Origin of the sequence: Flavobacterium lacus (genome assembly GCF_003268815.1) — a bacterium.
Taxonomy (GTDB): Bacteria; Bacteroidota; Bacteroidia; order Flavobacteriales; family Flavobacteriaceae; genus Flavobacterium; species Flavobacterium lacus.
Genome location: NZ_QLSV01000008.1, coordinates 60,718 through 86,172, shown reverse-complemented (window position 1 = coordinate 86,172; position 25,455 = coordinate 60,718). Strand labels below are relative to the sequence as shown.

The 25,455-nt window shown below is 36.9% G+C and carries 14 protein-coding genes; 9 read left to right on the top strand and 5 right to left on the bottom strand.

Annotated features, from left to right (window positions below; translation table 11 throughout):
- Positions 1-63 precede the first annotated feature (63 nt).
- The 8 genes from pcaF to B0I10_RS09310 all read left to right on the top strand — a co-directional run bounded on the left by pcaF (position 64) and on the right by B0I10_RS09310 (position 12,625).
- The gene (pcaF, locus tag B0I10_RS09345) at positions 64-1,266 is read left to right on the top strand and encodes a 3-oxoadipyl-CoA thiolase (protein ID WP_112086240.1); all 1,203 of its coding nucleotides are present in this window, start codon (positions 64-66) and stop codon (positions 1,264-1,266) included.
- A 60-nt stretch (positions 1,267-1,326) separates the two neighbouring features.
- Positions 1,327-3,819, top strand: coding sequence for a phenylacetic acid degradation bifunctional protein PaaZ (paaZ, locus tag B0I10_RS09340; protein WP_112086239.1), 2,493 nt, complete (start codon positions 1,327-1,329; stop codon positions 3,817-3,819).
- Between the two features lie 228 nt (positions 3,820-4,047).
- On the top strand, positions 4,048-4,797 hold the full coding sequence (locus B0I10_RS09335) for an enoyl-CoA hydratase/isomerase family protein (protein ID WP_112086238.1): 750 nt from the start codon (positions 4,048-4,050) through the stop codon (positions 4,795-4,797).
- 41 nt (positions 4,798-4,838) lie between these two features.
- Complete coding sequence (locus tag B0I10_RS09330; protein ID WP_112086237.1) at positions 4,839-7,382, top strand: COR domain-containing protein; 2,544 nt, start codon at positions 4,839-4,841, stop codon at positions 7,380-7,382.
- Positions 7,383-7,398: 16 nt separating this feature from the next.
- Positions 7,399-7,995 (top strand): acyltransferase, encoded by a 597-nt coding sequence (locus B0I10_RS09325; protein ID WP_112086236.1) that lies wholly within the window; start codon positions 7,399-7,401, stop codon positions 7,993-7,995.
- A 72-nt stretch (positions 7,996-8,067) separates the two neighbouring features.
- Entirely contained in the window at positions 8,068-9,372 is a 1,305-nt protein-coding gene (locus B0I10_RS09320) for a dihydrolipoamide acetyltransferase family protein (RefSeq protein WP_245942971.1), read from the top strand.
- A 55-nt stretch (positions 9,373-9,427) separates the two neighbouring features.
- Positions 9,428-10,480 carry a branched-chain amino acid aminotransferase gene (locus tag B0I10_RS09315; protein WP_112086332.1) on the top strand — a complete coding sequence of 351 codons (1,053 nt, stop codon included), beginning with the start codon at positions 9,428-9,430 and terminating at the stop codon, positions 10,478-10,480.
- Between the two features lie 99 nt (positions 10,481-10,579).
- Entirely contained in the window at positions 10,580-12,625 is a 2,046-nt protein-coding gene (locus B0I10_RS09310; protein ID WP_112086235.1) for an alpha-ketoacid dehydrogenase subunit alpha/beta, read from the top strand.
- A gap of 422 nt (positions 12,626-13,047) precedes the next feature.
- On the opposite strand, the gene B0I10_RS09305 is transcribed toward B0I10_RS09310, so the two are convergent.
- The 3 genes from B0I10_RS09305 to B0I10_RS09295 form a co-directional block, all read right to left on the bottom strand.
- A complete protein-coding gene (locus B0I10_RS09305; RefSeq protein WP_112086234.1) occupies positions 13,048-13,584 on the bottom strand; it encodes a DUF4136 domain-containing protein in 537 nt (178 codons plus the stop codon).
- An 89-nt stretch (positions 13,585-13,673) separates the two neighbouring features.
- Positions 13,674-15,677 carry a urocanate hydratase gene (locus B0I10_RS09300; RefSeq protein WP_112086233.1) on the bottom strand — a complete coding sequence of 668 codons (2,004 nt, stop codon included), beginning with the start codon at positions 15,675-15,677 and terminating at the stop codon, positions 13,674-13,676.
- Between the two features lie 2 nt (positions 15,678-15,679).
- Entirely contained in the window at positions 15,680-15,862 is a 183-nt protein-coding gene (locus tag B0I10_RS09295; RefSeq protein ID WP_112086232.1) for a DUF5522 domain-containing protein, read from the bottom strand.
- 28 nt (positions 15,863-15,890) lie between these two features.
- On the opposite strand from B0I10_RS09295, the gene B0I10_RS09290 reads away from it, so the two are divergent.
- Positions 15,891-16,217: a hypothetical protein gene (locus tag B0I10_RS09290; protein WP_112086231.1), complete on the top strand. Its 327-nt coding sequence runs from the start codon at positions 15,891-15,893 to the stop codon at positions 16,215-16,217.
- Here the strand turns inward: B0I10_RS09290 and B0I10_RS09285 are convergent.
- Complete coding sequence (locus B0I10_RS09285; protein WP_112086230.1) at positions 16,214-20,032, bottom strand: T9SS sorting signal type C domain-containing protein; 3,819 nt, start codon at positions 20,030-20,032, stop codon at positions 16,214-16,216. The two genes, B0I10_RS09290 and B0I10_RS09285, sit on opposite strands and share 4 nt — an antisense overlap.
- 190 nt (positions 20,033-20,222) lie before the next feature.
- Complete coding sequence (locus B0I10_RS09280) at positions 20,223-25,238, bottom strand: GEVED domain-containing protein (RefSeq protein ID WP_112086229.1); 5,016 nt, start codon at positions 25,236-25,238, stop codon at positions 20,223-20,225.
- Positions 25,239-25,455 lie beyond the last annotated feature (217 nt).

The following is a 25,455-nucleotide window of genomic DNA, read 5'->3' as shown; positions in this document are numbered from 1 at the left end:
TAGGTTGAAAAAATACATCCTTTAACCTACTTCCTACTACCTACAACCTAAAACCTTAAAAACATGGAATCATATATCATAGACGGAGTTCGTACTCCCATCGGAAGTTATCAAGGAACATTAGCATCCATTCGTCCAGACGATTTAGGGGCTTTGGTTATTAAAACTGTAGTAGAAAAAAACCCTAACATTCCAAAAGAGGCGTACGATGATGTCATTATGGGATGTGCAAACCAAGCAGGAGAAGACAATCGAAACGTAGCCAGAATGTCGCTATTATTAGCCGGATTGCCGCATTCAGTTCCGGGTGAAACCGTCAACCGTTTGTGCAGTTCAGGATTATCGGCTATCATTCACGCCAACAGAGCCATCAAAGCAGGAGACGGACACCTCTTTATTGCAGGCGGAATCGAAAATATGACTCGCGGACCCTTAGTTGTTTCCAAACCTTCTGCAGCTTATGGAACAGATAGTAAAATGTATGATTCCAGTTTTGGATGGCGTTTTATCAACCCTAAAATGCATCAAGAATATGGAACGGATGCGATGGGAGAAACCGCAGAAAACCTCGTTGAAAAATATAACATTTCAAGAGAAGATCAAGATGTATTTGCCTACAATAGTCAAATGAAAGCCGCCACCGCTCAACAATCTGGTCGTTTGGCTAAAGAAATTGTTCCTGTTGAAATTCCACAACGTAAAGGCGATCCAATCTTATTTTCAAAAGATGAGTTTGTAAAACCTAATTCAACGTTAGAAGGATTATCAAAGCTACGTCCGGCATTCAGAAAGGAAGGAAGCGTAACCGCCGGAAACGCATCAGGATTAAACGACGGAGCAGCCGCAACCATTATCGCATCTGAAGAAGCAGTAAAAAAATACAACCTTAAACCATTAGCTCGAATTGTCAGTTCGGCCGTGGTTGGTGTAGAGCCAAGAATCATGGGAATTGGACCAGTGGAAGCAACAAATAAAGCATTGGCGAAAGCCGGTTTAACGTTAGGTGACATCGATATTATCGAATTAAATGAAGCATTCGCCGCTCAAGCATTGGCTTGCACAAGAGCTTGGGGAATTGCCGATAACGACCCACGTTTAAATCCAAATGGTGGCTCCATTGCTATTGGACATCCTCTTGGCGTGACAGGAGCTAGAATTGCTTATTCAGCAGCTTTAGAATTACAATTAACAGGAAAACGATATGCGTTAATTACGATGTGTATTGGTGTTGGTCAAGGTTATGCTGCCATTATAGAACGCGTTTAAAAATACTTTGCGAACCTTGCGAAGAACCTTTGCGAGCTTTGCGGTTAAAAAAATAATTACATGAAGTTACAAAACTATATAAACGGAAAATGGGTTGAAGGCGAAGGCGAAGGTATTCCCATGTTTGATGCCGTAACCGGAGAAATCATCGGTTTTTCATCCACCGAAGGATTAGCTATTCCAGCTGTTTTAGAATACGGAAGAAAAAACGGAAACACACTTCGAAAAATGACTTTTCAAGAACGAGGCAATATGATTAAATCATTGGCCTTATATCTCAACAAAAGAAAAGAAGCTTTTTACGAAATCAGCTATAGAACTGGTGCAACCCGAGTGGATAGTTGGATTGATATTGAAGGAGGTTTTGGAAACTTATTTGCCAACGCATCATTGCGAAAATTATTCCCAAACCAACCGTTTGATGTCGAAGGCGATGCTATCGATTTGTCAAAAGGTGGTCGATTTATGGCTCATCATATTTTGGTTCCAAAACAAGGAGTAGCAGTTCATATCAATGCTTTTAACTTCCCAATTTGGGGGATGTTAGAGAAGTGTGCGTGCAATTGGATGGCAGGAATGCCAGCAGTGGTTTTACCAGCACCGCAAACCGCTTTCTTAACCGAAGCCGTGGTGAGAGAAATCATTGCGTCAGGAATTCTACCTGAAGGTTCTTTGCAATTGTTGAGCGGAAAGACAACTTCCATTTTAGATACAGTTAATTCGCAAGATGTGGTGACTTTTACAGGCTCCGCACATACTGGGAAAATACTGAAAAATAATCCAAGATTACTAGAGGAATCAGTGCCATTTACGATGGAAGCGGATTCATTAAATTGCTCTGTTTTAGGAAAAGATGCGGTTCCGGGAACACCGGAATTTGACCAATTCATCAGAGAGGTCAAAAACGAAATGACGGTGAAAGTGGGACAAAAATGTACCGCTATCCGAAGAGTCATTGTTCCGGAGGAAATGATAGATGATGTTCAAAAAGCATTGGCTACACAATTAGATAAAATCACTATTGGTGATCCAAGATTAAAAGAAGTTCGAATGGGAGCTTTAATCAATAAAACACAAGTAGAAACGGTAAAAACACAAGTCGCCAAAATTGCCCAAACAGCCGAAATGGTGTATGGAAATTTTGATGAAGTGCAAACCATTGGTGCCGATGCAACAAAAGGTTCGTTTTTGAAACCTATTTTAATGCGTGAAAACAATCCGTTTAAAAATATTATGGTTCACGAAATTGAAGCATTCGGACCCGTTTCAACCATTATGCCATACAAAAATTTAGATGAAGCCATTGCGTTAGCTCAAATGGGTAAAGGTTCATTGGTTTCTTCTATTTTTACAAATGATGATGCCATTGCTAGAGATTATGTGATTGGAGCCGCTTCTCATCACGGCCGAATTTTAGTCGGGAATCGAGATATGGCCAAACAAAGTACAGGTCACGGTTCGCCATTACCAATGTTGGTTCACGGTGGTCCGGGTCGTGCCGGTGGAGGAGAAGAAATGGGCGGCGTTCGGGGAATCAAACATTATATGCAACGATGTGCAATTCAAGGTTCGCCAACCACAATAACAGAAATTACAGGTATTTATCAAGCGAATGCAAAATACAAAGAAGCTCCCGAACATCCGTTTAAATACCATTGGGAAGATATTCAACCAGGGATGTCGTTAAAAACACATAAACGAACATTTACGGATACCGATATTATCAATTTTGCCAATTTAACGTGGGATCATTTTTATGCACATACCGATATCACATCGCTGGACGGAAGCATTTTTAAGAAAAGGACAGCTCACGGTTATTTTATTATTTCAGCCGCGGCAGGATTGTTCGTACACCCAAATAAAGGGCCGGTTGCTGCCAATTATGGTTTAGAAGAATGTAGATTTTTGCGTCCCTTATATCACAACGATACAATTTATGTACGTTTAACCTGTAAGCAAAAAGTGGATCGAGATGTCGCTTCTGCTGAACATCCTAGCGGAATTGTAAAATGGTTTGTGGAAGTTTTTGATGCCGAAGACGAATTAGTAGCTGTTGCCACTATTCTAACAATGGTTCAGAAAAAGCAAGAATTATTAATTGAAATGACCGATGAAAAAATAGCGGAATGTCTTAACAAATTAACCGAAAATTCAAAGCCAAAATGGGGAATTTTAACACCTCAACATTTATTGGAACATTTGGAGCATGGTTATAAAATCATGTCAGGACAAATTCAAGATTTCGAAATTGTTACACCTGAAAAGATTTTAGACAAGGTCCATAATTCGTTATATGCGTATGATAAATTTCCGATGGGGACTTCATTTCCAACGATGAAGAAAGGAGAATTGGAAGAGTTAGTTTATACTGATTATGAAACAGCAAAAATAAAAATGTTAGAAGCAAGAGAAGCATACAAATTATTTTTCAAAGAAAATCCAGATGCTGTTTTAAAGAATATGGTATTTGGAAATTTAAATAAATATGAATCGTATTTGTTGGAGCGAAAACATTTGAATCATCATTTTGAACAATTTGGAATACTATAATGAATGATTTTTTTAGAAGCCAATCCCGCTATCCGTTCCAAGCTTTTTTGTCTTGTTGTTTTTTTCTAAGGCAAAAAAAGAGCTTCCTCTGGTCGCTTTTTTTTACCAAGAAAAAGTACAACAATCCTACAAAAGGCTTTCCACTACTATCGGGGCTAGAACAAGAACTTAATGAATCTTAATCACTTAATGGTTTAAAAAATTTTAAGCCTTAATTTTTAAAAAAATATGGACGCTTACGTAAAACAAAATATAAATAACAACATCGCCACCATCGAGTTTTTTCATCCCGAACAAAATTCGTTACCCAGTGATGTTTTAAAAAAATTAGCCAAGACTATCACAGAACTAGGAAATAATAACGAAGTGAAAGTCATCATCCTCAAAAGTGGTGGTGACCGAACGTTTTGTGCCGGAGCCAGTTTTAAAGAACTAATCGCCATCAACGATGCCGAAACCGGAAAAATTTTCTTCTCCGGATTTGCTAATGTGATCAACGCTATGCGTAAATGTCCAAAATTCATCATCGGTAGAATTCAAGGTAAAACAGTTGGTGGCGGAGTAGGAATCGCTTCCGCAACCGATTATTGTATGGCTACAAAATTTGCATCGATTAAACTAAGCGAACTCAATGTGGGAATCGGACCATTTGTAGTTTCTCCGGCAATTGAACGCAAAATGGGTGTTTCCGCCATGTCGCAAATCGCCATTGATGCCAACACCTTTTATGATGCCAATTGGGCAAGAGAAAAAGGATTGTATGCATCCGTTTTTGAAACCATTGAAGAGTTAGACGAAGCCGTTCAAAAATTTGCAGAACACCTTTGCACCTATAATCCGGAAGCCATGCTAGAAATGAAAAAGATTTTTTGGCGAGGCACTGATGATTGGGATAATCAATTAGCAGAGAGAGCCGCCATTAGCGGACGTTTGGTTTTATCTGATTTCACGAAAGAAACATTGAAGAAATTTAAATAAAAAATATTAAGAATTTTTCTTCTAAAAAAGCGTAAATAATTATGAATGATAAAAAGATAATTAATCAATTAGAAAATTTAAAAAAGCATGGATGGACAAGTCTTGATTTTAGAAATTGTGGACTAAGACATATCCCAGTTGAAATATTTGAAAATCCTGACATAGTATTTATGGATTTTGGAAATGATAAAGATATTGATGAAAAATTCCGTAATAAGATTGAATACATACCTGACGATATTGGTAAAATAAAAAGACTTGCTAAGCTTAACTTAGAAAATAATTCTCTTAAAACTATAAGTGACGAATTAGCTTCCTTAGATCGACTTAAGTATTTGAATTTAAGAAATAACAAACTCAAACAATTGCCTGAGAAAGTTGCCAATATGTCTCAGTTAGCAGTTTTAGATATAGAAGATAATCCTTTTGATATTTTACCGCCAGAAATTGCTTCACAAGGTATAGACTCAATTCGCAATTTTTTCCGTGAACTAAAAGATCCCGATTACTTATATGAAGTTAAATTGATACTTGTAGGAGAAGGCAGAGTAGGGAAAACTTCATTGTCGAATGCACTTATTGATGAAAATTTTTCATTGGAAGATGAAAAATCTACAGAAGGAATAAATATTCAACAATGGAATATCTCTAATGATGAAGTTGTAAAATATAATCCTGAAATAAAAAGAGATTTACTAATAAATATTTGGGATTTCGGAGGTCAAGAAATATATCACTCAACTCATCAGTTCTTTTTAACAAAAAGGTCTCTATATCTTTTAATTACTGAATCAAGAAAAGAAGATAGTCATGAGGATTTTTTCTATTGGCTTAACATAATCAAAATACTTGGCGATAAAAGTCCAGTTTTAATGGTGCTAAATAAATGTGATCAACCGATAAAAGATATACCGATAAAGGAATATAAAAGTAATTTTGATAATATAATTGATTTTGACAAAATTTCTTTAGTAAATGAGAACTGTCATATAGACAATTTAAAACAGTTTAGAAGCAAGGTTATTGACATCGCAGCAAATCTTCCACACATTGGGAATCCGTTACCTAAAGTATGGGTTGACATAAGAAGAGAAATAGAAATTTTGAAATCGAATGGAAAGAATTTTATACCTCTTGATGAGTTTGAGAAATTATGTAGAACTTATTATTTGACACAAGAAAGAACGGATTTTCTTTCTGACTTTTTTCATGACTTAGGTGTTTTTCTTCACTTCAGAAATGATATTGTTTTAAAGCAAGTTATTTTTTTGAATCATGAGTGGATTACTAAGGGAGTTTATAAAATTTTAGATGACTCTATTGTAAAAGATAATAAAGGTGTTTTTACAGATCATGATATTGATAGAATATGGAAGGATTCCGAACATAAACCAAAAACAGTGGAACTTATTTCATTAATGAAAAACACAAAATTTGATCTTTGTTTTGAAGTTAGTTCAAAGAAGTATTTAGTACCAAGACTCCTCCCAGTTGACCAAATAGAATTTAAATGGAATGAAAAAAAATCAACTTCTAAATTTGAATTTAGATATAAATTTATGCCTAAAGGTATCTTAGCAAGAATAATTGTTAAATTGAATGAAGACATATTCGAAAATATTTATTGGAGGTATGGGGTTAAGTTGAAATATGAAAACACATTTGCATTAATTAGAGAATATTATTTCGAAAATAAAATTTCAATCAGTCTTTATGGTGATTCTGTAAAGGAATATTTGTTTCTGATTAGAAGGGCTTTTGCAGATATACATAAAGATTACAATGAACTGGAGATTAAAGAAATGGTTCCTTGTATTTGTGGTTATTGCACAATTAGCAGTAACCCACATTTCTTTCATTTTAAAGTTTTGAAGAAATATGAAATTAGTGGAAAGGCAAGAATAGTTTGTGATGAATCTTTAGATGAGGTAGATGTTAATATATTATTGAGTAATTATGGTAAAGAACTTGGAAAACGAAAAATGATTGTTTGTGAGAATTTAAATGCAAGTCTTTTAAATACTTTAGGTTTTTTAAATATAGATTTCTTGCCTGAAAAAGATAGTTTCACCGTATTTGGAAGGGTTCAATCTGATTCAGATATAATTGGTTTTAGGGATAAAGATTTTATTTTAGAATCAGAAAAAAAAGCTATTCAGATTGATTTTCCTAATTATTGCATTTTAGATTATTATTGCTTAGAAAACTATCTATTTCATCCTGAAAATATTGAAGAATTGGAACTCCCTGATTACAATAAAGAGGATTATATAAAAAATATTGTATTAGTAAAAAATGAAAATTTACTAAAAATTGCAAGTAAGTTGAATAAAGCCAGAAGCACATATTTTGAACTTAAATATAGTGGTGAAAAATACCGAGATGAAAAGAATTCAGAAGAAATTTTGGACAGATTAAAAAGTGATAAATTTTCAGAATTTTATGAATATTACAGTATGAAAGATTATAATAAATCATATCTGAGCAAATTTGAATTGAATCAAGATGTTTTAGCATCGACAAATTGGTTTAGAACGAAAGTCGAAGAAATGCTAATAAAGAAGATAAAAGTTGTAAAAGAATAATTGTTAAAGACAAAAAATGATTTACGAATTCAAAGGGTTCATCCCCGTCATACACGAAAGCAGTTTCATCCATCCGCAAGCAGCGGTTACCGGCAATGTAATTATCGGTAAAAATGTGTACGTCGGACCCGGAGCAGCCATTCGCGGCGACTGGGGTGAAATTATCATTGAAGATGGTTGTAATGTTCAAGAGAATTGCACGATTCACATGTTTCCTGGTAAGTCAATGCTACTGAAAGAAGGAGCACATATTGGTCATGGAGCCATCATTCACGGAGCAAACATCGGCAGAAATTGTTTAGTTGGAATGAACGCAGTAATTATGGACGATGTGAATGTGGGAGACGAATGTATCATTGGAGCATTAGCATTTGTAAAAGCAGGAATGCAGATTCCCAACAGAAAAATGGTGGTTGGAAATCCGGCAGTAATTATCAAAGATGTTTCTGATGAAATGATTGAATGGAAAACCAAAGGAACCGCATTATATCAACAGCTGCCGTCAGAATGCTATGAATCATTGAAAGAAGTTGAGCCATTGCGCGAAATGCCGGAAAACCGTCCAACGCAGGAAGCATTTTATAAAACATTAGAAGAATTTAAAAAGAAATAATTTTGTTTCAAGTTTAAAGTTTCAAGTTACCGCAACCTGAAACTTAAAACTTGAAACCTGAAACAAATAAATATGTTTGAATTCAAAATGCCCAAAATGGGCGAAAGCATATCTGAAGCGACCATCATCAATTGGTTAAAAAAGGTTGGTGATTATATTGAAGCGGAAGAAACCCTGCTGGAAGTCGCCACCGATAAAGTAGATAGCGAAGTGCCTTCTCCTGTTTCGGGAACAATCACTGAAATACGTTTTCAAAAAGATGCTATTGTTGAAGTTGGAACTGTTTTGGCATTGATAAGCCCCCTAACCCACGAAGGGGGAACTTCCAAGATTGAGGATAAAAAAGAAGAGAATAAAAATCAAACTATTCAACCATCTATCAACCGTCAGCGATTATCTGAAAACCGACAACCTACAACGGATAACAGACAACGGATAACAGACAACTTTCTCAGCCCACTAATCATAAGTATCGCCCAAAAAGAAAATTTATCCATTGAAGAATTACAACAAATTCAAGGTTCCGGTGCAGAAGGTCGTTTACAAAAAAGCGATGTTTTCAATTATCTTAAAAATAGAAAATATCCTTTAAAAAGTATTCCACAACCTACAACCTACAACCTACAACCCACAACCTTTCCTAAACCTAAAATCAATTTTGTAGAAGGAAAAGACCGAATTGTGGAAATGGATCGTATGCGAAAGATGATTGCTGATCACATGGTGTATTCCAAGCAAACATCGCCACATGTAACTTCTTATTTGGAAGTAGATGTAACGAATGTAGTGAATTGGCGAAATGAAAACAAAGATACATTTCAAGAGAAATATGGAGAAAAGCTTACGTTTACACCCATTTTTATTGAGGCTGTAGCAAAAGCGATTCAAGATTTTCCGTTGATTAATGTTTCCGTTGATGAGAATAAAATCATTGTACACAATGACATCAATATCGGAATGGCAACGGCTTTACCAACCGGAAATTTAATAGTTTCAGTAGTAAAAAAGGCCAACAAAAAAGATATAACCTCCATTGCCAAAGAAGTAAATCAGTTAGCCGAAAGTGCTCGAAATAATAAATTAAAACCAGAGGATATTCAAGGAAGTACGTTTACCATTTCCAATGTAGGCACATTTGGAAGTTTGATGGGAACACCGATTATCAATCAACCGGAAGTGGCCATTTTAGCCCTGGGAATCATCAAAAAAAGACCGGAAGTCATTACCACAGAAAAAGGAGATGAAATCGCCATCAGAAGTATGATGTTTTTATCCTTATCCTTCGATCATCGGGTAGTGGATGGATTTTTAGGCGGATCATTCTTAAAAAGAGTAGGGGATAATTTGGAACAATTTAATACGAGTACAAAACTATAATTTCTCTATTCTATCAAAGAATTGAGAGCAAATCATAAATACAATGCAAGAAGTAATGACAGCAATTAAAGTAACAAAAGCAGCACATTCAACAGTCGAAGAAGTTGATTTAAACAACATCGTGATGGGATTCAAGTTCACCGATCACATGTTTGTTTGCGATTATCAAAATGGCGAGTGGAAGAATCCGCGAATTGAACCTTTACAGCTCATTCCAACGCACCCTGCCGCCATGGCTTTGCACTATGGTCAAGCGATTTTTGAAGGAATGAAAGCCACGTTGGGAAAAGAGGGTACACCTTTGTTATTCCGTCCTTGCGAAAATGCAAAACGTTTAAATTTTAGTGCCAACCGAATGGGAATGCCGTCTTTTCCGGAAGAACTATTTGTAGAAGCGTTAAAGCAATTTACAAACCTTGAAAAACAATGGATTCCAACTAAAGAAGGAAGTGCCTTGTACTTGCGTCCGTTTATGTATGCCGACGAGCCTTTTATAGGAATGCGTGCCGCAACCAGTTTTAAATTTATGGTGATTGCCTCTCCAGCCGGACCATTTTTTAGTCGAAAAATTAAATTGTACGCGGAGAAAAAATATGTTCGTGCCGTGAATGGTGGAACAGGAGAAGCCAAAGCAGCCGGAAATTATGCTGCAGCTATTCGCCCAACAGAATATGCCAAAGCAAAATCGTACGATCAAGTATTGTGGCTAGATGCTCACGATTTTGAATATATCCAAGAAGTTGGAACGATGAATATCTTCTTTAAAATTGAGGGTAAATTCATCACCCCAGATTTGAGTGGTTCTATTTTATCCGGAATTACGCGAATGAGTGTAATTGATTTATTGCGTTCAAAAGGTTTTGAAGTAATCGAAAGACCTATCAAAATTTCTGAAATCATCGAAGCATCTAAAAACGGAACATTAGAGGAAGCCTTCGGTACCGGAACAGCGGTTGGAATCGCTATGATTGAAGAAATTGGCAACAACGATTTCACTATCAAATTCCCTGAAAACAATCCGGTTTCTATAATGGTAAATGATACACTAAACGCTATAAAACTTCAAAAAGAAGAAGATTCATTTGGTTGGATTGTTGAAGCGAAATAAATTTTCTGAACACAGATGTAAGAAATTTTAAAAATTCTAAAAATTTCTCCGATTTCTTAAATCTGTGTTCCCAACGAAATAGATTATCAAAACATAACTATGTTAGAAAAAAATATCCTGAAAAAAGCCTTTTCAACCATGGCAACCGCCAAAACGATGGCTGAATTGTATGAAGATAATTTCAAAATTGTTTCCAAATACGTGCATGCAACGTCACGCGGTCACGAAGCCATTCAAATTGCTATGGCGATGCATTTATTGCCACAAGATTATGCTTTTCCGTATTACCGTGACGATGCGATGTTGCTCGGAATCGGAATGCGTCCGTATGATTTGATGTTGCAATTGATGGCCAAAAAAGACGATCCATTTTCAGGCGGTCGAACCTATTATTGTCACCCCAGTTTAAAAGATTCGGATAAACCTAAAATCCCACATCAATCTTCTGCCACCGGCATGCAAGCGATTCCAGCTACCGGAGCAGCGATGGGTTTCTGGTATAAAGAAAATATAGGAATTCAAAACGATAAGGAGCTCAAACCTATTGTTGTTTGCTCACTTGGTGACGCCTCTGTAACAGAAGGCGAAATTGCCGAGGCTTTTCAAATGGCGGCGTTAAAACAATTACCTATTTTATATTTAGTCCAAGATAATGGTTGGGATATTTCTGCCAATGCTGCTGAAACCCGAGCTCAAAATGCTTTTGAATATGCCAAAGGATTTCATGGAATCGAAGCCATTTCGATTGACGGAGCAAACTTCACCGAAAGTTATTTGGCTCTTGAAAAAGTGGTCAAAACCATTCGTGAAGAACGTCGACCGTTTTTGGTTCACGCCAAAGTTCCTTTGCTAAATCACCATACTTCGGGCGTTCGAATGGAATGGTACCGAGATGATTTGGAAGAAGCAAAATCCCGTGATCCGTATCCGGTTTTGATTCAACAACTGCTCGATGCCGGATTTTCAAAAGATGAAATTCAAGAGATTGAACACTCGGTTAAAACCCTTGTTCAACAAGATTTTGAAAAAGCCCAACAAGCCGAAGACCCGAAACCGGAAGATTTATTCACACATGATTTTGCACCATCGCCCATCACAGAAGAAGTAGGAGACCGAAATCCATCCCGTGAAGAAAAAGTCGTGATGGTGGATTGTGCGTTGTTTGCCGTTGAAGAATTAATGAAAGAGCACCCCGAATGTTTGTTATACGGTCAAGACGTAGGCGGACGTCTAGGTGGTGTTTTCCGTGAAGCAGCTACGTTAGCACAGAAATTTGGCGACGAACGCGTTTTTAACACACCCATTCAAGAAGCATTTATCGTCGGTTCAACGGTCGGAATGTCAGCAGTTGGCTTAAAACCGATTGTTGAGGTTCAGTTTGCCGATTACATTTGGCCGGGATTAAATCAATTGTTCACCGAAGTCAGCCGATCGTGTTATTTATCCAACGGAAAATGGCCGGTGAGTATGATTTTGCGAGTACCCATTGGTGCTTACGGAAGTGGTGGTCCGTATCATTCGTCTTCGGTAGAAAGTGTGTTGACCAATATCCGCGGTATCAAAATTGCGTACCCAAGCAACGGTGCCGATTTAAAAGGTTTGATGAAAGCCGCTTATTACGACCCAAATCCGGTGGTGATTTTGGAGCACAAAGGTTTGTATTGGAGCAAAGTCAAAGGCACGGATGCCGCAAGAGTAAACGAACCAAGCGAAGATTACCTGTTACCTTTCGGAAAAGCCAATATCGTTCAGGAAATCTGGGAACAGGAAACTGCTGAAACGATTACAGTCATCACCTACGGAATGGGCGTTCATTGGGCGTTAAATGCTTCATCAAACATCAAAAATCAGGTTGAAATCATTGATTTGCGAACGTTGTATCCGTTAGATGAAGTAGCCATTTTCAAATCCGTAAAAAAAGCCAAAAAGTGTTTGGTTGTCACTGAAGAACCCACCAATAATTCGTTTGCACGCAGCCTAGCCGGACTCATTCAGGAAAATTGTTTCAAACACCTCGATGCACCCGTGATGGTCATCGGTTCCGAAAATATGCCTGCAATTCCATTGAACAGCACGTTAGAATTTACGATGATTCCAAATGTGGATAAGGTGCGTGTTAAGATGGAGGAGTTGTTGAATTATTAAGTTGGCAGTGTTCAGTTTTTAGTGTTCAGCAATCTGTTGCAATTTTCAGTATTTAAATGCACGATTCCCTCAATCTAGACATCTCGACGAATGGGAATCTCATAATATTGCTAGTAATGCTTATTTAGCATTCAACAACTATCAACTAAATACTGACCACTGTCAACTTAATAGGAAGCTACTCCAGCTTTCCATTTCAAGTCCGCAGGAAAAACAAAAATTTTCTACACTACAAAAAGAGCTTCCGTTGGTCGCTTTTTTGTAGCAAGAAAATTAATTTGTTTTTCCTTTGCGGGCTTTTCATTTCAATCTGGGCTAGGGGATTGCCTAGTAAAAGAAAAATCACAAAAAAACCGAAGCATCTCTGCCTCGGTTCTATCTATTTACCGCAACTGAAAACTGCGACTGCGATTGAAAACTGTTTACTTCTTCTTCGGAGGATACTGAGCTAAAATCTTAGCCACAAATTCATTAATGCGTTCGTCTTTTTTATCGATGTTTCGGGTTAATATACCTATGCCTTCACCTTGCCAAATGAGTTCTTTTTTCTTGTTATCAATAAAATCAATAAACAAAGTGCCTTCGGTATATCTGGAAACACTAGTGTTGTTCATGCCCATCATCCATGGGTTCCAACCCCAGCCCCATCCCCAACCCCAGCCGCCGTTGAATTGGTTTACATCTACTTGTTCACGTTCTTTGGTGAAAATATTGACAAGTAAATCCGGGTTTTCACTTTTGCTAAAACCTTTTGCGGTCATTTGTTCGTCAATAGCACGAAGGATTCTTTTTTTATCTAAATCGGAAATCTCGACTTTATCGATGCCGCTTTTTTGATAGGCATAGGTTTTGTACTGATTAAAATCGGCATTTTTGTCGTAATCAGAATATACGCTTACGGAGCTGCATGAAGCAAGCAGGAAGAGTAGCAATAGGGGTAGGAATTTGAGAGTTTTCATAGCTTTTTTTGTTTAAAAGTTTAACTGTTTAAGGGTTTAAAAGGGTTTGAATTGCCGCGGTTAACAACCTTGAACAAAATCAAACAATCTTAATCCATGTTAAACAATTCATCATCTACTAAATTAGGGATGGTAACTTTCAATAAAGGTTGCGTCTCCATCGCTCTTTTTATGGCAAAAATTGCACCTTCGTTACGGGCCCAATTTCTTCGGGCAATTCCGTTGTTGACATCCCAAAACAACATCGATTTTAGCCGTCTGTCGCTATCTTCTGTACCATCAATAACCATACCAAATCCGCCATTAATTACCTCGCCCCAGCCAACTCCGCCGCCGTTATGTATTGATACCCAGGTTGCTCCACGAAAACTATCACCAATCACGTTGTGAATCGCCATATCTGCTGTAAAACTCGAACCATCATAAATATTGGACGTTTCACGATAAGGTGAATCGGTTCCGGAAACATCGTGGTGGTCGCGACCTAAAATGACAAAACCAATTTCGTTTTTAGCAATGGCTTTGTTGAATGCTTCGGCAATTTTCATTCTGCCTTCGGCATCGGCATATAAAATTCGGGCTTGTGAACCCACGACTAATTTATTTTTTTGAGCTTCTTTAATCCATTTAATGTTGTCCTGCATTTGCTGTTGGATTTCGATCGGAGCGGTTTTGGCCATTTCTTCTAAAACGTCGCAAGCAATCTGATCAGTTTTGGCTAAATCTTCCGGTTTTCCTGAGGCACAAACCCATCTAAACGGACCAAATCCGTAGTCAAAACACATCGGGCCCATGATGTCTTGCACATAACTTGGGTATTTAAAATGAATACCGTCCATCGCCATTACATCAGCACCGGCACGAGAAGCTTCTAATAAAAAGGCATTTCCATAATCAAAGAAATAGGTTCCTTTGGCTGTATGTTTGTTGACAGCAGCGGCATGTCGAATCAATGTTTCTTTCACTTTTATTTTAAAAAGCTCCGGATTATTGGCCATTAACTCATTTGATTCTTCAAAAGAAATTCCAATCGGGTAGTAACCTCCCGCCCATGGATTGTGCAAGGAAGTTTGATCAGAACCTAAGTCGATGTGAATATTTTCAGTGTCAAATTTTTCCCAAACGTCCACAATATTTCCAAGATAAGCGATGGAAACTACTTCTTTCGCAGCCTGAGCTTGTCGAACGCGAATCACTAAATCATCTACCTTTTCAATCACTTCGTTTATCCAACCTTGTGAATGACGAATGTGTGTTATTTTCGGATTCACTTCGGCACAAATGGTAATGCAACCGGCTATATTTCCGGCTTTTGGTTGAGCACCACTCATTCCGCCCAAACCTGATGTGACAAAGATAGAACCTTCGGGATTTTTTTTAATTTTTCTGAAACCATTCAAAACGGTAATGGTTGTGCCGTGAACAATTCCTTGCGGACCAATGTACATATAACTTCCGGCTGTCATTTGTCCGTATTGCGAAACGCCTAATGCATTCATTTTTTCCCAATCATCGGGTTTGGAATAGTTTGGAATCACCATTCCGTTTGTCACGACAACTCTTGGAGCATCTTTATGCGATGGGAATAATCCCATTGGATGGCCGGAATACATCACTAGCGTTTGCTCTTCTGTCATTTCCGAAAGGTATTTCATCGTTAACCGATATTGTGCCCAATTTTGAAAAACGGCCCCGTTTCCGCCATACGTAATCAATTCGTGTGGATGTTGAGCCACAGCATAATCCAAATTATTTTGAATCATCAGCATAATTGCTTTTGCTTGTTCACATTTTCCGGGATATTCCGAAATAGGTCGGGCATACATTCGGTAATCAGGGCGAAAGCGATACATGTAAATACGACCGTATTTTTCTACTTCTTCTTTAAATTCAGGCAACAAAACGGCATGGTCTTTTGGTTCAAAATAACGCAATGCGTTACGAAGAGCTAATTTTTTTTCTTCCTCAGATAAAATTTCTTTTCGCTTTGGAGCGTGATTGATGTCAACTTCATATCGTTTTGGAGAAGGTAATTCGGTCGGAATTCCTTCTGTAATTTGCTCTTTGAATGATTTGGTTTGAACTGCTTCCATATTTATTTTTTTGGTTTTATTTGTCCGGTATTTTTATCAAATCCATACGGACAATGTCGGCATCCGCTTTTGCAACAATGCCCTCTTTTTAAATGATGTTTTTCAGTAAAACATTTATAACCTTCGGGCGTGTAATAGAAATCTTCGCCCTCGATTAATTTATTTTCAGAATTTGGTGTATTCATAACTACAAAATTAGCAACTTTGCCACAAATGATTGTATTAGTTTTTAAATATTTAACCCCAAAAGGTTTCAGAGGACTTACTTTGTATCCGTTTGTGCTATTAAAATACAAATCGGACAAAGAAAATGTCGTTTTATTAAACCACGAACACATTCATATTCGGCAACAAATTGAACTTTTAGTTATTCCTTTTTTTGTCTGGTATATCATGGAATTTTTTGTTCGATTGATTCAATACAAAGATAGAAATTTGGCTTATCGTAATATTTCTTTTGAACGGGAAGCGTATCAAAATGAAAAAAACCTTTACTACTTAAAGCAAAGGTCTTTTTGGAGTTTTATCAATTATCTTTAATAAATTACTTTCTCGATGGAAGTTGTTCCGTTTTGTAATTTTATTTTAAGTAATAAAGTGGAATTGTTTTTCTGTAAATTAGATAAAACCAATTGATTTGAATTAACATTATTGTATTCTGCTAATTTTTGTCCCAACACATTATAAACCAAAACAGATTCCATTAATTCGATGGTTGAATGAACGGTGACATTTTCATTTGACGTCACTCTAACACTATTTTCAAAAGAAAAATCAGGATTACTTAATGTTTCATTTTGATAAATAACTTCAAAACGATTGTTGTATGTTCCTTGTTGCGCTGTAAATGAATACGGATTTTCTTTGATGTCGTGAATGTTATTTGTCAAATTATCTTTTAAATAAACAGCTTGATTTTCAAATAAACCATCAATGGCCGCAAGAGCAATAGTATATTGACCACTAGTTGGAATGTGAACGCCCAACGGAACTACATCATTTACATCAAAAGGTAAACCTCTTCCTTGAATGGTTAGTTTTTCTTCTTGCAAAAAAGAATAAATTATCATATTTCCGGCAACTGCTGTATTTGCATCAAAGAAACTATCTCTACCCATCGTTGCATTTTCAATGTAGCCAATTAAAGTTCGATCATTTAATCCATCTGAATTAATGATGTCAAACCACATTCTGTGTCTTTCTAAATTGGTTAAATTAGTTTGTGTTTCAATTTGATTTGCATTTCTGTAGAACAAACTATTGTCATAGCTAGGATTTCGTAAACCATTATTGAACGTCACAACACCTGAAGCCGGGGGGCCATCAATCATTTGAACAAAGAACCCTTGACCTGCTCCAATAAATAAATCTGAACCGGTAGCAGGACAACAAGACGCACCTGTAAAATTGTAAATAAAATAATCGCCGGGAGTATAATTGTAGGTGTACGTATCATAAAACGGACTGGTTATGGCTGCGGGCAAAGTACCATGTGTCCATAAGCGAACGTTTCCTTCAATTGTAGTATTGTTATTAAATAAAAATTGACTTGCTCTAATAGCTGATGGGTAAGGATTCCCAATTAAATTATAATTATCGCTGAAATTGGTGATTTCTGTCCCATTTAGTCCGTAATGTGTGGCTGTATTGGTGTCGCTTCCTCTTGAAATTGAAGTTGTAATTTGACCGTTATTTGGAACTCCAATAAAACTTCCGTTAAGCGTTGTGGGTGTGTTTCCAAAACTATTTGGACCTCGCATGATATAGCCAATTGCGGGTTGCATGGTGCTTCCTGCTGCTCCTACCCAGTAACCTTGACCACCGTTTGGATTTGCTAAAGTTGTGTTCCAAGTGAATATTGGACCCGGAGCAATTGGAGCGGGAATGTTACTTACATTGAATCCGCTAACCGGAGATGACCAATAGACGTAATCTAATCTTCTTATATCTGTGTCTCTTCGGTAAATAATATTTCCGACGTTAGTTGTATTATTGATTTGAACCAAACTGGAATTATCATGAATGTCAAAAGTTCCGTTGGGTTGAACGTTTACCCAATCGGTTACCGTAATACTATTGTTTGAATTTACTGTTAATGTTGCATTGTCTAAAATGCGTAAAGTTCCAGCTAAGCCATTGTAATTTGTTCCTGAAATTATTGGGTCATTTGGTGTAACGGGAATTAATACACAATCGGTATTGTTTGGAATACCAACAGGTGTCCAGTTGTTGTTTTTGTTCCAATCTGAATCAATTGATCCATTCCAGGTTTTGTCTCCGATTACGGTGACAATGGTTTCGTCGGTTTCCGTAATGGTTGTTCCGCTACAAAGTGTATAGGTAACACGAGCCGTATAAGTGGTTGTAATTGTTGGACAAACCTCAATAACATCTGTTGTGCCTAACATTGGACCGCTTGTACCAGAGCCTTCAAACCATTGTAAAGAAGTGATTGATGGTCCTGATGGAACAAATCGCCAAGCTTCGTTGGTGGCTGTCCAATTTGTGCCTAAACCATTTCTTCCTGGAGCAACAACAGCTTCAGTTGCAGCTGCATTTTGAATACCTACGATGGCATTCCCATAATTCCAAGCATCACTATAGATAAACGAGTACGAATCAATGTTTTTTTCTTTAATGTAAACTTCAATGATGTTTGAATCTTCATATAGAACAATCATACCTGTGTAAAGAATGCTATTTTCGAGATACATTGGCACATTGTTCCAACCTGCAACTAAAGCTCGGCAACCGGTGTTTAAAGTGATTAGTTCCCACGCTACTTCACCTCCCACGCTTGGATCAATATCATGATAGACACCATAAATTGTATTGGCAAATAAAGCTCCTGCGGTGCTAGGCAGGTTGTCATTAAATTCAAATCCTGAAGCACCACCCGCTGCCGCCGTATTAAAGCTGATCATACCATTGGAACCCATAATACATGAATTGTATGTATTTCCATAAAAACAGAAATTAAATGGGAGATTAATAACAGGTGACCAGATATCATCTACATTAACACTAACAGGATTTTGCAGGCAATTAAATTGATAGGGTGGAGCATAATCTATAGATTCTACCGTGTAAGAGGTTGTGTTTCCGAGTTGTAAATAAGTAGCTTCTAACTCAACACATGTTGAAACGGAATTGCAATCCATTGGAATTGGATCTGCACCATCTAATCCTAAACCACCTGAAAGTACAGAAGGACAGCCCAAGGTTGTTGTGCCTGTTCCATCTCCAGAAGTACAAGGTATTGAGCAAGTGTTGCATTGAATTGTTGTAGTGCAACAAGTCGTTGCCGTACCACAACTTGAGTTTGTATTGTAATGTATAAAATGTGTGCCACTACTTGTAGCTGTCCAAGTCAGTGGAGCGTTTCCTTGGGCAATAACTGTTCCATTATAGGTTCCGCTCCTAACTGTAATATATCCTCCACAACTGCTGCCGGCCGTATAAGTGTTTCCATTTATTATGTTGCTAATAGTGCTGTATTCTGTTTGATAATTACAAGTGCTAATTGTTGTAACGGTTGCATTTGTTGGAGCGTTTGCACTACCAAAGGAAGATGTGTTAACACAACCAATAGGTGCCGTGCATGAAGTACAGGTTATTATAGTTGTACAGCAATTTGTTGCAGTTCCGCATGATGAATTAGTGTTATAATGAATATAATAAGTTCCAGAAGAAGTTGCTGTAAATGTTAATGGAGCATTTCCTTGACTTACGATCGCTCCATTATACGTGCCACTTCTAACTGTAATATATCCGCCACAGGAACTGTTTACTTGATAAGTTGTTCCTGAAACTATGGATGTTATTGTGCTATATTCGGTTTGAAAATTACATGTACTTATTGTTGTTGGTGCGTTGCTTGTTGGTGCTATTGAAGAGCCAAAAGCAGTATTATTTATACAACCTACAGGAGCAGAGCATGAAATACATGTTATTGTGGTGGTGCAACAATTAGTTGCAGTTCCGCATCCAATATTTGTATTATAGTGGACGTAATACGTGCCAGAAGTCGGTGCTGTGAAAGTATGAGGAGCGGTTCCATTTGATACAACAGTACCATTGAAGCTGTCTCTTCTAACTGTAACATAGCCTCCACAGTCACTATTAATTTGATAGGTTGTTCCAGCAACTATTGAAGTTATCGGACTGTATTCTGTCTGATAATTACAAGTACTGATTGTTGCAGGAAGTGAGTTAGTTGGTGCTATTGCCGATCCAAATTGAACTCCATTTGTGCACTGTGCAGTGGTATCATTAGGATAAATAAATATGGCAATTAGTAATATAATCTGGTATTTGTTCGATGGAAAAAAAAATCCCCAATTATCTTTTTTCATGGTTTGGATAAAATTTGTTTTGACTAAAATAATAATTTTAAATCAAATTCTAACAAAATGACAAATATTTGTTAATAAATTGTTATAATGTTTAATTTAATCGTTAAAATGAAAAAATAACATCAGTCTTTACTTATAAAAAAACGACTCCTTTTAGAAGTCGTTTTTAATGCTAAAATTTAAATTTTTGTTAGAATACTTTTTTTGTTATTTTAAGATTGTCGGTTGTAGTAATAGAAACCATTAGGACTTGGTCTGCCATTTCTTGGGTATCAATTGATAATTTGTTGTTATTAATATCGCTTGCCGTTTTAATCAATCTACCTTGAATATCAAATAGTTTTACTTGATCCATTGTTAAGTTTCCTGTGGAGATTTGAATGGATTTTGTTTTGTCTTTGTATACAACTACTTGATTTTCTGTAACAAAAGGAATTCCAAGTGTTTCGTTTTGATAAACAATTTTGAAACGATTTTGATGCGTACCGGCTTCCGTTGAAAATGGATACGGACTCAATTTTAAATCATGAATCACATTTAATAATTCATCTTTAACGTAAATTGATTGATTTTCAAATAGTCCGTCAACCTCTAAAATAGCAAGATGATGTATTCCTGAGTTTGAAGTTCTAAAAGTTATCGAAACTTCATCAGAAACAGAAAAAGGCAACGAACGACCTTGAATAGCAAAAGTTTCATCATTTATATTTGAATAAATTCCTAACGAACCAGAAGCTTTTTCGGTAGCATCAAAAAATGAATCTTTTGCATCGGAAGCACTTTCCACATAACCAATTAGAGTGGTTGTGGATTGATTATTTGCATTGACGATATCCAACCAAATTCGATGTCTTTCTAGATTTGAAATTGAATTTTCATTCGATGAATTTTCTGCATTTCTGAAGAAATTATTATTTTCAAATGAATTGCTTCTTTGAGCATTGTTAAAATTAACAGTGTTGCTACCTGCAGGGCCATCAATCATTTGGACAAAAAAGGCTTGACCACTTTTAACTAAATCAGATCCGCCAGGTATAGTTGTTCCCGTATAATTGATAAAATAATAGTCACTAGAAGAATAATTGTAAGCAAAATTACCATAATAAGGATTATTTACGGTTGTGCCTGTCAAAGCCAAATCGGTACCATGTGTCCATAGACGAACATTTCCGTGAATTTTAGTATTATTATCGAATAAAAACTGTAATGCATTTAGAGCAGAAGGATATGGATTACCTAACAAATTCCAATTGTCATCTAAATTATTGACTATAGCTCCATTTGGACTTGTATAGGGTGCTCCGGTGTAACTTCCTCTTTCTACCGGAACATTTATTGAGCCATTATTTGGAATTCCGGTAAAAGTACTTAGAATGTTAGTGGCCGGCATAGATGCGGTTGATGAACCACGAACAATATAACCTATTCCGGTTGCCATTGTATTGCCGCTTGCGTTTACCCAGCCTCCTTGTGCTGCATTTGCGTTAAGCATAGTTGTATTCCATCTGAATCTTGGACCTTGAGTTGGGGTTGAATATAAACCATTTACAATTTGTCCGCTTACGGGTGACGACCAATAAACATAATCAGTGCCTTTTATGGCATTGGCAATTCGTTTATAGATAATGTTACCAGTATTGATAACATTATCAATTTGAATCAAACTACCATTGTTTTCAATTTCAAAAACTCCTCCTGCATCTACCATCACATTTTCTGTAACTGTTAAATAACTTGATGAACCTAAATTTAGATTTCCAGTATTCGCAACTCTTAGATTTCTTGCATATGCTTGATAATTTGAATTAGGAATATCAGAATCGTTAATAATTACTACACAATTATCTGAAGTTGGTACTCCATTTGGTCTCCAATTCAAAGGATTATTCCAATCGCTATCACTTGGATTATTGTATATTTTAGTGTTGTTTACTACAACTATATTTCCTGCAATTGAACAACCATTAGAAAGGGTTGTGTTTACCGGAATGGTAAAAGTGGCGTTTTCAAGTTGGCTCAAGGTTGGTCTAATGTAAATTGTTGTTGCAGGGCTTCCAGAAGAGTAACTTAATGTACAAGCAAAATCAGAAAAAGCATCCACTGTTGAGGTATCGTAATTAAATGAAGTAGTTAATGGTCTAGTACCAAATAATTTGATTTCATCAACAGCAACACCATCCGGTAACCATCCAGTAGATGTTGAATAAACACGATGTCTAATTCTGAATCTCAAATTTGTTTGGTTTACAAACGCAGATAAATCGAAACTTAAATTACTAAATCTAGAACCAATTCCAACATCTGCAACATAGTTTGCAATTGTTGTAGAAGTTGTAAAATTATTGGTAGAAGCTTCAATTGTAACAAATTCTGTCAAACTTACATTATCATCGGGTAAATACCTTGAAAAATAAAATTTCATTGTAAGTGTTAAGTCAGTAAAGTTTGTTGTATTTACTCCGGTTGTTAAGGTTAATGAATTTTCAATATCATTAGGGGCTAATGGGTTGATGTCACCTGTTGCCATGGCAAATCTATTTGCGCCAAATCCGGATGAAATTGCGGGTAACCAAACTTGACCTGTTGGGATAAATGTACTCGTTCTTACTTGCCATCTCGATTGATTGTCAAAACTTGCGGCATTAGCATCTGTGTTAATATTGGAAAAAACACCGAGTGTTCCGGATTCAAAATTTTCATTGACTAAGAAAACCTGTTCTGTATCTCCTGCAGCAGTTAATGAAACAATTGCATTATTTCCACAAATTATGGGATTGCTTGGGCTAAATGACAGTGTTGGTATTGGGCTAACTGTAGCAATTACAGGTGTTCTAACTAATGATTCACATCCATTTACAGCAGTTACATAATAAGTTGTTGTATTTGTCAATGAAGGAGTTGTCCAAGTTCCTGTTGGCGTAGTGGCAATTGGTAAACCTCCTGTTTCACTTGAATACCATCTAAATGATGTCACACCCGCAGAACCGGTTACATCAAGTGTTACAGGGCCAGAGCCGCAAACTTCTCCATGAGTGATGTTGGTGATTACGTTTGAACAACTTGCAACAACAGTGAATAAGTAGTCTTCAGCTTCACCATATTCAATTGAGCTAACTGTCCCTAACGGTGGGCCATAATTAATATTTCTTGCATCGAAAGTTTCGCAAGAGTTGAAATCATAATTAAAATTCTCTAACGTTAAATAAAAACTATTATATACTCTGAATCGAATTCTGTAGTCACCAGGTGGAGTTCCCGGAGGAATTACAAAACCAAAATTTAAAGTAATTCCGGCAAATGCACCCGGATTATAAATTTCTTCTCCTGCATCATTAAAATCTCCATCTTTATTCCAATCCACCCAAGCTTTCCATCTCCCTCTTGCATTACTAGATGCAATAATATTCATTCCTTCTCCTTGAGCTTGAACGGCTCTGTTTCCTAAGGAAGTAAAGTTTTGATAGCCAGAAGGCAATAATGAAAAGGAAGAATTTAAATTAGAAACATCATTCAATGAACCAAGAAAACTAACATTGTTGATGAAAATTCTAGAAGCATCAGATGTAGATAATGGGTTACAATAATCAACACTTAAGGTTGTTATAGAACCATTTAATGGAGAAACAGTATAATAAAGTGGTCCTCCTGTACACACTGAATTATACGAAAATACAAATACATAGTAATTGGTTAATATTGTTAGGCCAGTAGTTGAAAAGGCATTGTTATTATCAACATCAATTACTGTATTTCCTGCTCCAATTGTTGAGCCAATTGTATATGTAGTGCCATTTACGGGAACAGGAGTAATTCCTGTAGTATTTATAACAACTAAATAATTATCAGCTGGTGGAATAGGCATTGTAAAAGAACCTGCCAATGTTGTTCCTGTTGAAGTTAAATTTAAAGAAGTAGGTTGTAGGGCAGGAGTAGTGCAAACAGGTCTAGGGTTTACTTGAATTAAATAATCTTCTGCTTGTCCAAAACCTATTCCGGTCTGGCATGGACCTGTTGGATAACCGCCGAAGCGTTTCATAACCCTCATTTTTGTTAACCCTAATCCAGCTGTCAAAGGCACAGCAATGTTTCCGGTTAAACTTATAAAATCAACTCCGGTGGTATTTGTAATCGTTCCAATATTATAAATTTCATTGGCTACGTTTCCAAAAGTCCCATTTCTATCCCAATCTATATAAACGCGTATATTGTTGGTGAAATTTCCATCGGTATTCCCTTGAATTGAAATTGAATTTGAAGGAGAACCTTGAATTACAGTGCCGATTTGACAAAATTCTTCTAAAGCTGGAGTCCCATTTATAAGATTTGAAGAAGTATTGTTAATTCCGGCGAATGTTACATTGGTAATTGGTTCAACTGCAGTTGTAAAAGTAGGTGAACAATATGTCGCTAATGTTGAAGTATGGGTAATTCTAACTTGACCTCGACCACCGGCACCACCAGAACGGTCAGTAGTTTGAGCAGTCCTGCCCCCGGCACCCCCGGCACCAATTCCTCCCGCGGCCCCGGCCCCGTTACTGTCTCTGCCAGCAGCACCTGCATACCCATTTGTTGGTGCAGCACCTGCAGCCATTCCGGCGGCAGAATTTCCATTTATATCTCCCGCACTTGAGCCGCCACCACCACTAAAGTTGTTCCCGGCATTTCCGCCATTTCCACCGTAAGTTGAAATTATGGTCCCGCCCCCGCCTACATTTCCTGAAGTAAATGCAGTTGCTCCGGTTCCCCAAGTACTATTTGTCGTGACAACTCCGCCGGCACCTCGCCCGCCTACAGCTATGATAGTAGTATTTGTATCAAACCAAGAATCTTGGCCATCTCCGCCTGAGTTTCCCGTTCCTCCAATTCCAACGTATAAATTATATGTACTGCCGGGAGTTACTGCATAAGTGGTTCTGACATATCCACCACCTGCACCTCCACCACCTGCAGATGGGTTTCCGTTTGCTCTTTGTCCCCCACCACCGGCACCCCATACTTCAAGGGTAATGGAAGTTACGTCGCATGGAGCAGTCCATGTGCTATTGCCAGTAGCAGTAAAAATTACTGTAGTTTGTCCAAAAGAAGTGGAAAATCCAAAAAAAGTAATTAACATCAAAATTAAATGTATGATGTTATTTTTGGTATTAAAATAGGTTTCTTTTTTTAAAAAAACTAAACCAGTTCGTAAATTGTAATTTTTTTTCATGATAGCCACGGTTTTAGATCGACTTCTTAAATTATTTCTATTTCAACAAATGTTTGGGGTACATGTTAATTCCTTAAGATTTGATTTTTGTTTTAACTGTGTTAACCTACTGTGGTATTGTTTAAGCAATAAATTTAAACATGTAAGTTGTAGTTTTTGGAAGCTATTTGGCACAAAATTAACACTTTAACAACGAATTAACTAAAATAGCCGATGA

Coding starts and splice junctions, on each gene's coding strand:
- pcaF (WP_112086240.1), top strand. CDS start 64: ATGGAATCATATATCATAGACGGAGTTCGTACTCCCATCGGAAGTTAT.
- paaZ (WP_112086239.1), top strand. CDS start 1,327: ATGAAGTTACAAAACTATATAAACGGAAAATGGGTTGAAGGCGAAGGC.
- B0I10_RS09335 (WP_112086238.1), top strand. CDS start 4,048: ATGGACGCTTACGTAAAACAAAATATAAATAACAACATCGCCACCATC.
- B0I10_RS09330 (WP_112086237.1), top strand. CDS start 4,839: ATGAATGATAAAAAGATAATTAATCAATTAGAAAATTTAAAAAAGCAT.
- B0I10_RS09325 (WP_112086236.1), top strand. CDS start 7,399: ATGATTTACGAATTCAAAGGGTTCATCCCCGTCATACACGAAAGCAGT.
- B0I10_RS09320 (WP_245942971.1), top strand. CDS start 8,068: ATGTTTGAATTCAAAATGCCCAAAATGGGCGAAAGCATATCTGAAGCG.
- B0I10_RS09315 (WP_112086332.1), top strand. CDS start 9,428: ATGACAGCAATTAAAGTAACAAAAGCAGCACATTCAACAGTCGAAGAA.
- B0I10_RS09310 (WP_112086235.1), top strand. CDS start 10,580: ATGTTAGAAAAAAATATCCTGAAAAAAGCCTTTTCAACCATGGCAACC.
- B0I10_RS09305 (WP_112086234.1), bottom strand. CDS start 13,584: ATGAAAACTCTCAAATTCCTACCCCTATTGCTACTCTTCCTGCTTGCT.
- B0I10_RS09300 (WP_112086233.1), bottom strand. CDS start 15,677: ATGGAAGCAGTTCAAACCAAATCATTCAAAGAGCAAATTACAGAAGGA.
- B0I10_RS09295 (WP_112086232.1), bottom strand. CDS start 15,862: ATGAATACACCAAATTCTGAAAATAAATTAATCGAGGGCGAAGATTTC.
- B0I10_RS09290 (WP_112086231.1), top strand. CDS start 15,891: ATGATTGTATTAGTTTTTAAATATTTAACCCCAAAAGGTTTCAGAGGA.
- B0I10_RS09285 (WP_112086230.1), bottom strand. CDS start 20,032: ATGAAAAAAGATAATTGGGGATTTTTTTTTCCATCGAACAAATACCAG.
- B0I10_RS09280 (WP_112086229.1), bottom strand. CDS start 25,238: ATGAAAAAAAATTACAATTTACGAACTGGTTTAGTTTTTTTAAAAAAA.